General features: G+C 58.5%; 14 protein-coding genes and 3 pseudogenes. 8 read left to right on the top strand and 9 right to left on the bottom strand.

The window, feature by feature from the left end; translation table 11 throughout:
• Positions 1-222, top strand: a pseudogene (locus D2V04_RS03485) (toprim domain-containing protein); the annotation flags it as partial.
• A gap of 1,000 nt (positions 223-1,222) precedes the next feature.
• On the opposite strand, the gene D2V04_RS03495 reads toward D2V04_RS03485, so the two are convergent.
• The 6 genes from D2V04_RS03495 to D2V04_RS03520 form a co-directional block, all read right to left on the bottom strand.
• Complete coding sequence (locus tag D2V04_RS03495; protein WP_228766236.1) at positions 1,223-2,038, bottom strand: type-F conjugative transfer system secretin TraK; 816 nt, start codon at positions 2,036-2,038, stop codon at positions 1,223-1,225.
• Complete coding sequence (locus D2V04_RS03500; RefSeq protein ID WP_067695812.1) at positions 2,035-2,604, bottom strand: type IV conjugative transfer system protein TraE; 570 nt, start codon at positions 2,602-2,604, stop codon at positions 2,035-2,037. The genes D2V04_RS03495 and D2V04_RS03500 overlap by 4 nt, the downstream gene beginning before the upstream one ends.
• 12 nt (positions 2,605-2,616) lie before the next feature.
• Positions 2,617-2,904: a type IV conjugative transfer system protein TraL gene (gene traL, locus D2V04_RS03505; protein ID WP_006834208.1), complete on the bottom strand. Its 288-nt coding sequence runs from the start codon at positions 2,902-2,904 to the stop codon at positions 2,617-2,619.
• Positions 2,905-2,938: 34 nt separating this feature from the next.
• Positions 2,939-3,271 carry a hypothetical protein gene (locus tag D2V04_RS03510; protein WP_089217185.1) on the bottom strand — a complete coding sequence of 111 codons (333 nt, stop codon included), beginning with the start codon at positions 3,269-3,271 and terminating at the stop codon, positions 2,939-2,941.
• 325 nt (positions 3,272-3,596) lie between these two features.
• Positions 3,597-3,857, bottom strand: a complete 261-nt coding sequence (locus D2V04_RS17855) for a hypothetical protein (RefSeq protein ID WP_182849647.1) — start codon at positions 3,855-3,857, stop codon at positions 3,597-3,599.
• A gap of 413 nt (positions 3,858-4,270) precedes the next feature.
• The gene (locus D2V04_RS03520) at positions 4,271-4,807 is read right to left on the bottom strand and encodes a Mov34/MPN/PAD-1 family protein (protein WP_082737143.1); all 537 of its coding nucleotides are present in this window, start codon (positions 4,805-4,807) and stop codon (positions 4,271-4,273) included.
• 62 nt (positions 4,808-4,869) lie between these two features.
• Here D2V04_RS03520 and D2V04_RS03525 point away from each other — a divergent pair.
• Positions 4,870-5,478: pseudogene (locus tag D2V04_RS03525) on the top strand (AMP-binding protein); the annotation flags it as partial.
• Positions 5,396-5,569 (top strand): annotated as a pseudogene (locus D2V04_RS03530) (IS3 family transposase); the annotation flags it as partial. The pseudogenes D2V04_RS03525 and D2V04_RS03530, both read left to right, overlap by 83 nt.
• 155 nt (positions 5,570-5,724) lie before the next feature.
• Here D2V04_RS03530 and D2V04_RS03535 read toward each other — a convergent pair.
• A complete protein-coding gene (locus D2V04_RS03535; RefSeq protein WP_082737144.1) occupies positions 5,725-6,138 on the bottom strand; it encodes a hotdog fold thioesterase in 414 nt (137 codons plus the stop codon).
• Positions 6,135-7,022 carry an alpha/beta fold hydrolase gene (locus tag D2V04_RS03540; RefSeq protein WP_067182333.1) on the bottom strand — a complete coding sequence of 296 codons (888 nt, stop codon included), beginning with the start codon at positions 7,020-7,022 and terminating at the stop codon, positions 6,135-6,137. Before D2V04_RS03540 ends, D2V04_RS03535 begins: the two co-directional genes overlap by 4 nt.
• 76 nt (positions 7,023-7,098) lie before the next feature.
• Between D2V04_RS03540 and D2V04_RS03545 the strand changes: the two genes are divergently transcribed.
• The 4 genes from D2V04_RS03545 to D2V04_RS03560 all read left to right on the top strand — a co-directional run bounded on the left by D2V04_RS03545 (position 7,099) and on the right by D2V04_RS03560 (position 10,801).
• Entirely contained in the window at positions 7,099-7,575 is a 477-nt protein-coding gene (locus D2V04_RS03545) for a MarR family winged helix-turn-helix transcriptional regulator (RefSeq protein ID WP_067182336.1), read from the top strand.
• A 228-nt stretch (positions 7,576-7,803) separates the two neighbouring features.
• The gene (locus D2V04_RS03550) at positions 7,804-8,370 is read left to right on the top strand and encodes a MarR family winged helix-turn-helix transcriptional regulator (protein WP_067182339.1); all 567 of its coding nucleotides are present in this window, start codon (positions 7,804-7,806) and stop codon (positions 8,368-8,370) included.
• Positions 8,367-9,953, top strand: coding sequence for an ABC1 kinase family protein (locus D2V04_RS03555; RefSeq protein WP_067182342.1), 1,587 nt, complete (start codon positions 8,367-8,369; stop codon positions 9,951-9,953). The genes D2V04_RS03550 and D2V04_RS03555 overlap by 4 nt, the downstream gene beginning before the upstream one ends.
• Before the next feature lie 77 nt (positions 9,954-10,030).
• Positions 10,031-10,801 carry an NUDIX hydrolase gene (locus D2V04_RS03560; RefSeq protein WP_067182344.1) on the top strand — a complete coding sequence of 257 codons (771 nt, stop codon included), beginning with the start codon at positions 10,031-10,033 and terminating at the stop codon, positions 10,799-10,801.
• Positions 10,802-11,139: 338 nt separating this feature from the next.
• Here the strand turns inward: D2V04_RS03560 and D2V04_RS03565 are convergent, their stop codons facing one another.
• The gene (locus D2V04_RS03565; protein ID WP_067182347.1) at positions 11,140-11,391 is read right to left on the bottom strand and encodes a hypothetical protein; all 252 of its coding nucleotides are present in this window, start codon (positions 11,389-11,391) and stop codon (positions 11,140-11,142) included.
• Positions 11,392-11,762: 371 nt separating this feature from the next.
• On the opposite strand from D2V04_RS03565, the gene D2V04_RS03575 reads away from it, so the two are divergent.
• Positions 11,763-12,836 carry an NADPH:quinone oxidoreductase family protein gene (locus D2V04_RS03575; protein WP_067182350.1) on the top strand — a complete coding sequence of 358 codons (1,074 nt, stop codon included), beginning with the start codon at positions 11,763-11,765 and terminating at the stop codon, positions 12,834-12,836.
• The last annotated feature ends 9 nt before the right edge of the window (positions 12,837-12,845 follow it).

A 12,845-nucleotide genomic window follows, 5' to 3' on the forward strand; every position in this document is an offset into this window, starting at 1 on the left:
ACCCTGGGCAATGAGCGCTTCGGTCTCGTCAGCGTGCCTGAGAGCGTGACCGAGCTTCACCTCTTCGTCGATCACGATGCTGGTGGCGAGCTGGCAGCGTCGCGTGGCCTGGCCGCTTATGCCCGCGATGGGCGGACGATCCACGTTCGGAAACCATCCTCACGCGACACCGACTGGAACGATGAACTTACAGCATGGCTGCGCCGCAAAGCGGCGCGGTAGAGGAGAGAGAGCTTCTCGAATTCCTGATCCGGCAGAGGGCGTGTCCCGATGCCTTCATCAGGAGGACGAATTGCCATGTTTCAATCAGACCTGTTTCCCGCTGGCGAGCAGTTGCCGTCCATGCCCTTGGCCTATGCCATCGGCACCCGAGTTGCCGCGCTTCTTGCTTCGGGACGTCATCTTACCCGTACCGACATTTCCGGGCTGTTCGCCGAAGAGACCGGTGTTCTGGACTGGGGAGGTGCCTGGACGATCGACGATTACAACAGCGCGGTCGAGATCGGCGCGCTGCTCTGGCTTCGAGACTCCTCACGCATCGATCTGGCGACGAATGTACACGAAGCCGAAGCGCGGTTCGACTGGCTCGAAGCAGCCTTGCCGCCGCGGCATGTTCGCAGCGAAGCGCAGGTTGATCTCCAGCAGTTCTCGACCCCGCCGATGCTGGCCTGGCTTATGGCGAAGGCCGCAGCTGTCTCTTCGCGAGATACGCTCCTCGAACCGTCCGCAGGCAATGGTGCCCTTGCTCTCTGGGGTTCCCTCCAGAACGCTTCGCTACTTCTCAACGAGATCGATCCGGCAAGACGAGACGGTCTGGCCCACGTCTTCCCCACGGCCACCATCACTGCGCATGACGGGGAACTCATCGCCGACTTGCTTCGCGGCCCTGTTCCGTCTGCCGTGCTGATGAACCCGCCGTTCGCTCACAGCCTGGAACGCGGCAAGGACGGTGAGACCGCTATGCGTCACCTACGCGGTGCAATTCGGGCCGCTGCTAATCGGGCGAGGATCGTCGCTATTATGCCTGAAGGCTTCGACGCCTCCACCTTCGCCAAGGAACAGGACGAAGTGTCGCTGCTCCTCGATGTCCGGCTACAGAAGATGTTTCGCCGGACAGGGACGGGGATCGCTGTTCGCCTGGTTGTGTTCGACAAGACGCCGACTGCGTCCTCGCCTGCGATCACCGGAGATACTGCCGACCTCATCTCGCTCCACGAGCTTATCACTGCGCTTCCGCCACGCGTACAGACCTCCGCCAACATCCATCGCCTGCCGCTCGGCAAGCCAGTGCGCCTCGTTGGCAAAACTTCGGCCCAAAGCGCGCCGGTTCGGCCGGTGGCGCCATTCGCCGCGACACCAGCAGCCACGGCGAATGCGATCGACCTTGCCTAAGTTCATCGCCCTGGTATTCGGCGACCAGCTGGACCTCGATCCCGCCGGTACGGCGCGGAGCCGAAAGTTCGGCGCGGGCAGTGAACCCGGGCAGGACGGCATCGCTCGCCATCGCCTCGATCAGGCGGATCGCGGCGTCCTCGGGCCCGGTCTCGGTTTCCCATTCGGCAGCCTCGTTTTTCGCGAGCGCGGGATTGGTGATGAAGAGCTGGGTCGCTTCCTCGCCGCCGAGGCGGCAGGCGAACTTGTAGACGTAGCCTGCCTTGCTGGTCGCAAAGAAGCTGACCCGGGCAGCGGCAAATTGCGGGGGTACGGAGATATAGATGTCTCCGCGCACCGGCTCATGCGTCACCTGGAAGTCGTTGTAGGGAAAGCCGCTCGCGATCTTCGAGACATTGGCAAAACCGTCATCGATGAGCGCGATCCGGGTGAGTTCGCCGCGGGCGAGTTCGCAATCGATGGTCGCGTTGTCGGCCGCTTCGACGAACTGGTCGGCATGCGCCGGGACCGGTGCGAGCGCGAAGGCAAGCACGGCGAGGCCGGTCAGCTTGAGTCCGTGATCGGGGCGCCTTGTTGCGCCGATTGCGAAACAGGCAAGGCCGGTTCCGGCAAGCGCAGCAGCGAGGGGGGATGGGAGAAGGCTCATTGGCCGGGTTCCTCCTTGTCGGTGGGAAGTTGTTCGAAGCCGGCGAGCGCGAGGCTGAGACCACGCTTCGACCAGCGGAAACGGAAGGAGCGGCGCTGGCTCGCGATCACCTGCGCGCCGACAAAGGTCTTGAGCGTGCCGGTGACGGTCGAGGTCAGGGCCTTGGGGTCGACGTGCATTTCCGCGATCACGAAGGCCTGGCTGATGTCCGAGCCGCGCTGTTCCTCGACGATTTGGACGAGCTCGGCCTTGAGGCGGCCGTGCGCGGCGGGATCGGCGAGCTTCAGGATGTTCGTCATCCAGTAATCGAGGCTTTCGGGCGCCCGGTTGAGGAGCATCAGTGCCGTGTCGCGGGTGACAAGTTCGAGATAGGGCGCGTCGATCCCGCCGCTCGAGACGGTGATCCGCTCTGAGGTGATCGGCACCAACACAACCTGCTCGTCGCGGGTGACCGCGGCGCCGAGGCTGACCAGCGTGGTCAGGCCCAGGACACCTGCCAGCACGGCAAAGCGGTTGCGTTGCCGCAGGTAGGTCTGCGCCTGTTCGTGCGCGAATTCTGCTCGCATGGGTCGCCTCCCTCAGCCCGCCAACAGGCGGCAGTGGGAGGGCGGCGTGGCTTTTAGACCGAGAAAGCTCCCGGGAAGGTACCAGTACGCAGCATGCACCAGTGCCGAACCGGCGCCGCGTGCCTTTGCCTTCCGCAAGGCAAGCCAGGCCCCGGCGGCCAGGCCGATACCGATGAAGATATGCTGCGAGAGAATGCCCCAGGCGAAGGGAATGAGAATCCCTGCAAACTCGTCGATGGTCCAGAAGCCGATGAGCTCCGGGTCGTCGAGCCGCCGTGGAACGAGGTACCTGTCAGCCATGATGCCGCCCTCCTGTCGTGACTGGATCCGCTGATCAGATGACCGCGGTCACGACCGAGGTGACGATCGGAACGCCGGTACCGACACCGATCCCGACGCCGACCGGCACCGCGACCTGGCCGAGTGAGAAGCGCCCGGAGGCGAGACCGATCAGACCGCCCGCGAGGCTGAGTACGGTGATGATCTTGCCGCCCGAGCCTTCGAGGAAGTCGGTGAACTTGGTGAGCGCGGGATCGAAGGTGGTGTCGGCACCGGCGAAGGCGGCACCGGCGCAGGCCAGCGCCACGCAGGCAGGAAGAATGTAGTCGCGGCCCCGTGCACGGTTGGGCGTGCGCTGCAGAGCCGGAAGGGCAGTCTTGGTGGTCATGGATGGAAACTCCGAGGGATTGAACATCAGCCAACGATGCGTTCGCTGTATGTTCTTTCCTCTCCCCGGAGCCGGGCTGTAGGAAATCGGGAACTGGATTTTGGGGCTGCTGCCCAAGCAAAAAGCGACATCTGGAGGTGCGCAGGCTGGGATTCGCGCAGGTTGATCGCGGATCAGCGCCAACTGTGCCGAGTTTGGCGAGGAGCGTGCCGCCATATGCGCGAACACGACCGGAATTCGCGCGAATCAACGAAGGAAGCCGATTCGGTGGTTCCTCTATGTTCTCTAATTGTTCTTTTCGTTTTCCTACAGGCTTCCTTCGCGGTTAGCCGGTGGTTCGATCACCTCCAGAGATAAGGATTCGTCGATGACCAACATGGCGCTCTTTGCCGAACAACAGGTTCGCGCCGACCTTGCCCGGCTGCTTTTGGCAGCCGTCGAAGCCAGCGGCCGTGCACGCTGCGACATCGCGCGCGACGCGCAGATCCATAAGGATGCCCTGCGCCGCGTCCTTGCCGGTGAACGCTCGGCTATCCTTGATCACCAGCTCGGCAGTCGATTTTGCATTGGAGGATCTTGGCTTCATCTTCGTTCCTTCGTCACTACGACGAAGCCCAAATCCTCCTTACTTCACAACCTCAAATCTGTGCCATAGGCGCTAACGGGGGGCACACTGAATCAGCGACTTAGCCTTACTGCAAGCAGAGCTTTTCAACAGAATAGGGCCGGTAGCGGACTGGCTTCTATTGGCAAGCCCGACACGGAATGCTGCCGTTTCATCCCAGATTCTGTTGCCAGCTCTAAACCTTAGGAAAGAGATTCATCTTTCGTCGTTGCGCACTTCCGTTTGTGCGGGAGTTACTACTGTTAGGCTCAGGATCTCGGGTTGTTGTGATCGTTTGGTTTCAATTGCGGCTCGCGGGTTGCCCTACCAATGCTCGTGCACGAATCGGATGTTCGCAGAAGCAGGGCAAAGTGTGGTTGCGCTCGCCTGTTAGGTTAAGGCAACTCGACGGTTGGCCCATAAGCCTCGTTCCCTGTTTCGCGCAGCTGACGCTTGATAGCAGCCGGGGTGCGGTAAAAAGTGCCAAGCGCATCTTTCTCGACTTGCCGGAGCAAGACCTTGCCCCGATCACCCCAACACTGAAGGTAGAAGGCGGTTTCTCGACCGTCGCAGATAGGGAAAATCATCTCTGCTTTGCGCTGTCTAACGATGTCATACCAATTGCGTATATCGATGGATGAAGGCGAAAGAGAAAATTCGGGATGGCTGTGCCATTCGCCAATCCAGTCCATCTTTCCGCCGGATTTACGCCACCGCCTTAGTGCAGCTATTCTGTGTCCCTTAGGTGAGCGCTGGAAGCGCGTCGAACTTTGTCGATCCCATGGCAATGGTCGGGTGATCTCAGTCACATGAAGGTAAAGACCCTTGCGCAGCCCTAGTACCAGCCCCCCAGCTTCTAACGGGCGATGCTGCCGCGTACATTTTAGCATTTTCTCTGCCGCTGCATGATCGACAAGAATGCCCTCGATCATGATCGATCCCTCGACAGGCATGATGGGCACGTTTTGTGAGCTGAAGGAGACGTTTTGGCTCTCTAAAGCGTGTGGTAATCGGCGGATCGGCTGTACCAGCCAACATGATCAAACGTTTCCAGTCCAAAGGCGTTGAGGTGCGCCAAGCCTGGGGAATGACAGAGACCAGCCCTTTGGGCCTTTCCGCAGCGCTAAAGCCCCATCAACTCGCCTTACCGGAGGCGGATCGTTTGGCGTTGCAATGCAAGCAAGGGCGTCCACAGTTCGGGATGGAATTTCGCGTTGCCGACAAAGACGGACATGAGGTAACACACGATGGCAAAAGCATCGGCTCCTTGCTCGTTCGCGGTCCGTGGGTAGCCGCGCAATATTTCAACGCCGAGGACGCAGATACTCACGAGCAGCACCCAGGCTGGTTCGATACCGGCGATGTCGTGACCATTGACAAAGATAGCTTCATACAGATTGTGGATCGCAACAAGGATTTGATAAAGTCTGGGGGTGAGTGGATATCATCCATCGAGCTCGAAAACATCGCTCAAGATCATCCCGCGATCAAAGAGGCTGCCATCGTCGCTGTGCCGGATATGGGTGGAAGACTACAACCGAGAGAGACCGCCCTCATCCCTTGGCTACGCGACACCGGCGGCGTTCGCCGCCGAACTAGATAAGCAATGGCCTGCTTCGCCACGCCCTACGGGCTCCGCTGCGCAGCCCATTGCTTCAACCTCGCTCATACGCAACAACGCGGCTCGGCTCTAATCCCAGCTGGGGGAAAATCAGGGGGTCACGTCACTCATTGGAAGGCGGCTATCGTGACGCAAATCGCTCTGAAAGTCGTGGGACTATTTTGCAGGTCTTCGAGGAACAGACCTGCTAATTTTCGCCCTGCAGTTAGTTCCATTAGGATAACGCTGCTAGCATACGTAGGCACCGCGGCCGCTAGCCAAAAGGTTGCCAGTAGGACCGTATACACGTGTTTCAGCGACCGAGATAGTTTTACCGATCTTGATTATTTTGCCCGATGCTACGAGTGGTCCCGAGGTTGCCGGGCGGTGGTAGTCGACCCTCAGATCGGCGGTCGCCTTGGCCCCTGTACCTTGCGACAATAAGGTGTAGAGCCCGGTTAAATCGATCAGAGAGGCGAGCACGCCGCCATGCGCTGAACCGATTGCCGGGTTTGACACGATCTCGTCGCGCCAAGGCATCTCCAGTTCAAGCTGCTCGCTCGAACATGACCGTAAAGTGAGGCCAAGCCACCGGTGAAACGGGGCAATCTGCAGGATCTCTTCGAGGCGCTTAGGATCGATCCTTGTCGGATTATCGGTCATGTAACGGCTCCCTGCGCACTGTGATTACGCTTGAGAAAATCGAGTATCACTGCCGAAAAGGCATCGTTGGCATCGCCAACCACCATATGTGTTGCCTCTGCGATGTCGGTGTATTCAGCGTGTGGAGCAAGTTCGAGCAATTGCGCGACCGCGTCTTCGGAGACCAGATCGCTCGATCCGCCGCGAATAATATGCAATGGCAGCGAAAGCCTGCTGGCTGCATCGTTCAGCGCATCAAATTGGCGTTCCTGATGAGCCGGATCGCTTCGCTTGGCTAGCGTAATGTTGCGGATAAAGGCCGGATCCCAATGCCAGTAGTAGCGGCCGTCTTCCTTCTCTCGCAGATAGCGCCGTAAACCCTTGCCGGCTCCGCGCTTGCGGCGATGTGGCATGTAACGCGCGATGACCTCTGCCGCTTCGTCGGGTGAAGAGAAACCGGTCTCCACGTGCTCCTCCATAAAGCCGACTACGCGCATAACGCCCCCCGTTTCCATACGCGGCGCGATGTCGACGAGAGTGAGCGACGCGAAGCGGCCCGGCGCAAGGTGTCCTTCGGCGATCAGTCCGGCCAGCCCGCCAAGGGAGGCCCCGACGAGCGCTGGCTTGCGGTCTATTTTTGAAGCAATCGCAACGAGATCTGAAGCGAAGTCGCGCGTTTCGTAAGCGCCCTCGGCAGACCATTCGCTGTCGCCGTGACCGCGCATATCAATTGCGATCGCACGGAATCCCGCATTGGCGAGATCGGCTGTGACACGTTTCCATGCGTGACGGGTCTGGCCGCCCCCATGCGCGAGCAAGACCGGTAAAGCATCGGCATTTCCGGTCGCTTCGGCTGCTATGGAGATGCCACCATCTCCCCCGATATGGAAAGTTTGCGACTGCATACCGCAACCTCTATATTGTAAATCGGTTTACAGTAAACGGCTTTATTTCCTGATCGGTTATGGTAGGTTGCCCAGGATGGCGGCCACGACGGACTATGACCCGGATACAAAGGGGGCAAGTTTCCTCACCGATACCGATCGGCTGTTCTTTCTTATGGAGGAAGTGACCCGGCGTTTGCGCAGGACCGTCGATTCTTCGGTTGAACAATTCGGGCTCACGCGGACGCAATGGCGTGCATTGGCTTATCTCTTTCGGAGCCCAGGCATGACCCAGACAGAGCTGGCTCGGGAACTGGAACTAGAGCGCGCTAGCATCGGCCGGACTATTGATCGCCTGGAAGAACTTGAGCTGGTAGAAAGACGCAGCGCGAAGAACGACAGGCGCGTTTGGCGGGTTCATTTACGCCCTGCCGCGATCGAGCTACTTCCCAAGATGCGAGTAGAAGCTGATGCGGTGCATGCTCGCTTGCTCGGGGGGATCCGTTTTGGGGAACTGGAACGCTTACGCGGATCGCTGGCCAAGATGCATGACAATCTGGGCAGCGAGCCATAATCACTCGAAATCGAGCCCGCGCCCCGCATTCGCACCCCACGTTGCCCTTCAGGGGGGACTTATGCTCAGATGAGGGACGCCGAGCGCATGCGATCATAAGATCCCGGCAGTCGTGGCAGGCGAGGTGGCCGGAGCCCTCGCACTTACCCAGCGCCGTTCGGTACCTTATCAGCTCGAGCGACCCTCGGATTCAATTTCTGCTGTAGCGTGAAATCAGCGAGTGTTTGCATGGCGGCACTGCTAGCGAATATGGTCGACGCTGAGCTTGAACACGCCAGGCTTGCGCGAGCCTTCCAAGATAGCGCGATGGATAAGCATATGTCGAAAGATGAGATACGTGATTACGCCCCCAACGAAAAGGATGACATTCTATATTTGCTAGAAGAGGTGAACAGGACCGCTCGGCGGACGTTCGACGCTCTGATCGTGGGGCTCGACCTCAATCAAACACAATGGCGGATCATCGCGTCCTTGTTGAGGGAACCTACGCTAACACAGACCGAGATTTCTCGCCTGCTTGAGCTTGAATCGGCGACGATAGGACAGGCTGTCGCAGTTTTGGTTGAAAAAGGTTTGATCGAGCGAGAGCGGGCGGCGCACGATCGAAGAGTTTGGAACCTCCACCTCACCGAGCAAGTAAGAACCATCTGGCCAGAACTGCGCGAAGCGGCTGATCGACTCCACGAAATTCTCTGGAAGGAAATGTCTGCGCCTGAAATCGACCTCCTGCGTACGATGCTTCGAAAAGTTGCGGAGAATCAGAAGCAGGCTGACACTTGCGAAGAAAGCCGATGAAGCATGATCTGGAAAACAGTGTCGGTGAACTGACGCGGCTAGCAGAACTCGGTCAGATTTTCGCCCGGCACGGTCTGAAAAATCTCGGAAGCTTATTTGGCGTTATGCCGGTTTCGGAGAAGGAGCCAGATACCGAGGACTTGCGTCCTGCATCGGTGGTGGCGCTGTTGCGCGATGTCGGCCCTGTCGGAATAAAGCTTGGCCAGCTCCTGGCGACCAGAAGCGATCTGTTTACACAACCCTGGATTTCCGCGTTCGGCACTCTCCACGACCAGGTGGAACCGCTGCCGTTCGATAAGATCGAACCGGTGATTGTATCGGCTTGGGGCAGCGACTGGGAATGTGAATTCGCCGCTTTCGAGAGAAACCCGATCGCCTCAGCCTCTATCGCGCAGACTTATGTCGCAACCCTGCTGGACGGAAGCGAGACTATCGTGAAAGTCCGCCGACCCGGCATGGCGCCCAGGATCGAGGCGGACATGAGGCTGTTGACACGGCTCGCGGGCCTCGCCGAGCGTCGGTCAAGCGACATTGCCCGCTATCGACCCGTGCAGTTCCTCCAGACATTCGCCAAGAATTTAGCGCGGGAGATGGACCTGGCGGCAGAAGCACGCGCTTGTGAACGGATTGGCGGTTATCTGGAGATGCTTGGGGTGAAGACCCCCGCGATCCACTGGCAACTTACAGGCATGACGATCAATGTGCAGGAAGCCCTGGTCGGAAAGCCTGCGTCGCGGCCCCCGGCAACTGGTCAGGGAGATAATGCCCGGTTCGCGAAGCGCTATGCCGATGCGGTGCTACGGATGATCCTTCTCAACGGAGAGTTTCATGGCGACCCGCATCCCGGCAACGTCTTCTGGATGGAAGGGAACCAGGTAGGCTTCATCGATTTCGGCTCGGTCGGCTTTCTCAGCGGCGCGCGGCGTCAGGAAATCGTCCGCCTGATTTTTGCTATCGCGAACGATCAGATAGACAAGGTGGCCGATCTGCTGCTTGACTGGGCAGGCAATCCACTCGTGGACCGCGCGCAATTGGCGATGGATCTGGATGAGCTGATCGAGGAATTTCGCGGCACAGCTCTTGCGGGGATTGAATTCTCGGCAATCTTCGATCGGGTTTTCGGATTGTTGCGCGAGTATCGCCTCGTATTGCCGCCCGACCTCGCTATTTTGCTGCGCACCCTGCTGACCGCAGAAGGCTTCGTTCGCTCTTTGGCGCCGGACTACAATATCGCCGAAGAAACGAAGCCGATCGTGATGCAATTGTTTGCCGAGCGATTTTCGATCGGAGCCGCGCGGGATCATTTGGCCAAGGTCCGCAGTGGGCTGCTTGATTTCTCGGCATCGCTGCCCGAGCTAATCGAGAACGTTGCCTCGGTCGCTCGATCAGGTACGATTCAGGTGTCCATCGACCCAGCCAGCCTGAACCATCTGACGCGGGAAGAGGACCGCAGCACCCCCGTCAAGGGTCCGGTGGTCGCCGCATTGATCGTCTCTGCCGCATTGCTGGCCGACCAATCGTTGTTACTGGCAGGCATTGTTCTGGCTTTCGCGGGAATAGCACTCATTCCTAGATGGAACTGATAAGACCATACGCGTTGAACGCTTAGATCACGGCCGCCCGGCACCGATATTGGCTACATCAAGGGAGAAGAGTGGAAATGACCGAACAGAAACCAGCCGAGGCGGTGCCTGCCGCCACCATGCTGCTGGTGCGGGATGAACCGGAGTTTCAGGTTCTCATGGTGAAGCGACATCATCAGATAGACTTCGCATCTGGCGCACTGGTCTTCCCCGGCGGGAAACCCCACTCCGATGATTCTCTGGAGGAATGGGCCGCTTACTGCGACGGGCGGGATCAGGTCGATACGACCCAGAGAATTTTAAAGATCGCTGCGATCCGCGAAGCTTACGAGGAGGCTGGCATTTTGCTGGCGGTCAACCGCGATGGCAGCCCTTTCGAAGGGGCCTGTGACCCGGACAGCCGCCGGGCAGTCGAACAGGGGGAAAGATCGTTCCTCGATGTCGTCCGGGAGTCCGATGTGATCTTGCGGCTCGATAGCCTCACCGATTTTGCCCGGTGGATTACCCCGGTCTTCATGAAGAAGCGGTTCGACACCTGGTTCTACGTCGCTCGAGCCCCGGAACGCCAAATTGCCGCGTGCGATGGCTATGAGACGGTAGATGCCGAATGGCTGTCACCAAATCGTGCTCTGGAGATGGGGCAATCGGGCGAGCGCACGGTCATTTTCCCGACCCGACTGAACCTGGAACTGTTGTCCAAGGCGAACAGTGCTACGGACTGCGTAGATCGCGCGCAGGCGCGCACGATCGTGCCTGTCCTGCCGTGGGTCTTGCAGCGAGATGGCAAGAATATCCTGACCATCCCGGAGGATGCAGGCTACGGCCCGGCAAGCGAGGTTATAGGATGAATAACGCCGAGACGATCGATCGTCTCGGCAAGAGGGGACCGGCTACCATCGTTTTGTAGCCCCGTCGCAAACCGTGTCACCTAGCTATGCGCCTGGCTTATTAGGGTTTATTGCTGTCTTGCAGGATGTTCGTTCGAAAATATTCCGGTCGGAACTCAGGAATCGCCTTTCAGTCTCTGTCCTGTTATCGCAATGAAACAGCGAGCGTTGGGCCAGATAGGTCTAGCAGCAGCATCATTAGACCTAAGAGAAGCCGAGCAAACAAGCTCCAAGGACCGAGATGAACCAGAACATCCACGAAATTAAAGTGACGCTGATCTACTGCGACTACCGGCATGTTAGCTGATCTGCACTCTTCTAATTGGCCCGATTTCTATTTTTGAATTGGTTAAGAGAGTGACGGAATGGTGAGGAAGCACCATCTGAAAGAAAACATCGCTAAGCTGCGAGTAGTGGAGATTGTTCGGGTGCAGGGCGGAACGATCGCGGATCTGTGCCGCGGGATCGGTGTCGGCGAGCCGAGCCAATATCGCTAGCGCAAGGGGAATGCCAGCCTCAAAATGGATCAGGCGCAGCTTCCGAAAGAGCATGCAAAGGAATCCCCCGGTTGCAGCGCGCGGCGTCAGAACTCACGCTATACAATCTGCTCCTTCTGGGAGGTGCAAGGTAATCATCTCAGTCTCTCGCTTCGACGATGGCGCATCGGACAGATCCGGCGAATGATACCTGTATAAGCGAATGACTACTGCTTGACCTTGATACAGCACCGCCGGGTCTCACAGCTCGTTTCACTATCGGCCTTGTTCCAGGGAAGGCGTGACACCGCCACGGCTGCCATCCCGTTCCGCCACGTTCCACCAGCGGACCGTATTGGTGCCAGAAGCAGACTTGTAGAAACAATCGGTGCGGACCACTCAGTGCGGCCGGTTTTTAGGCCAGAGGGGAAAAGGCTCGGAAATTCATGCGAGCCATTGCCTTTATGCCCCAATTGCAGTCTTGCCGCAATCTCCATACCTATGCGAATGGTAATTTGCGGACACGGGAGTTTGAGTTGGAAACCATGAAGGCTTGGATCGTCAGGAAATATGGCAATCCGGAGGAGATGGTCTTAGGACAAACTGCCATGCCGAAGCTGGGGGAAGGGCAAGAGAATCGGGCGGACACTCTGGTCAAGATTGACGCTGCAGGTCTGAATTTTGCGGACGAAATCGCGATTGCAGGAAAATATCAGGATCGGATAAAACCGCCGTTTGTGCCAGGCAACGAGTTGGCGGGAACGGTCGTCGAGGCAATCCCGGGTTCTCGATTCTCTCCCGGTGACAAGGTCGCATGTCAGGTCCGCAGTGGTGCCTTTGCACAATATTGTGGCGTCGCTTCTGACCGTCTGATGGCGATAGGAGACTTACCAGCCTCGGTGGCCGCCGCGCTTCCGGTTTCCTACACCACTGCCCATGTCGCCCTTTTCGAAAAGGGTAATCTCAAGAAGGGAGATACGGTCCTAATCCATGCGGCGGCAGGCGGATTGGGCATCGCTGCCACTCAGCTTGCAAAAGCAGCGGGAGCTCGCATCGTTGCCACGGCAGGCGACGAAGACAAGCGGCGAATCGCTAAAGAGAATGGGGCTGATCATGTGATCGATTATCGTCAATCTGACTGGTCCGAGCGAGTAAGAGCTCTGGCACCAGATGGGGTCGATATCGTCATGGATCCGGTCGGCGGCGAAACTTCGGAACAGAGTCTGCGTCTTCTGGCATGGGAGGGCAGGCTGTTAGTATGCGGCTTTGCCGGTGGGACGGTTCAGGCGCTCAAGGCGAACTACATGCTGGTTAAGTCCGCCAGTGTGCACGGTGTATACTGGAGCTTCGACCGCTCGCCGGAAGCGATTCGCACCATACAGCAGAAGCTGGTTAATCAATGTGCCAGAGGCGAAATTCGCCCCCTAATTCGGGATGTGTATCAAATGGATGAACTCGTTTCAGCAATGGAGTCGCTGCGCTCTCGCGGAACGGTAGGTAAAGTCGTGATTGCCATGTAGCAGCAAACG

This window comes from Pelagerythrobacter aerophilus, from assembly GCF_003581645.1.
Classification (GTDB): Bacteria; Pseudomonadota; Alphaproteobacteria; order Sphingomonadales; family Sphingomonadaceae; genus Pelagerythrobacter; species Pelagerythrobacter aerophilus.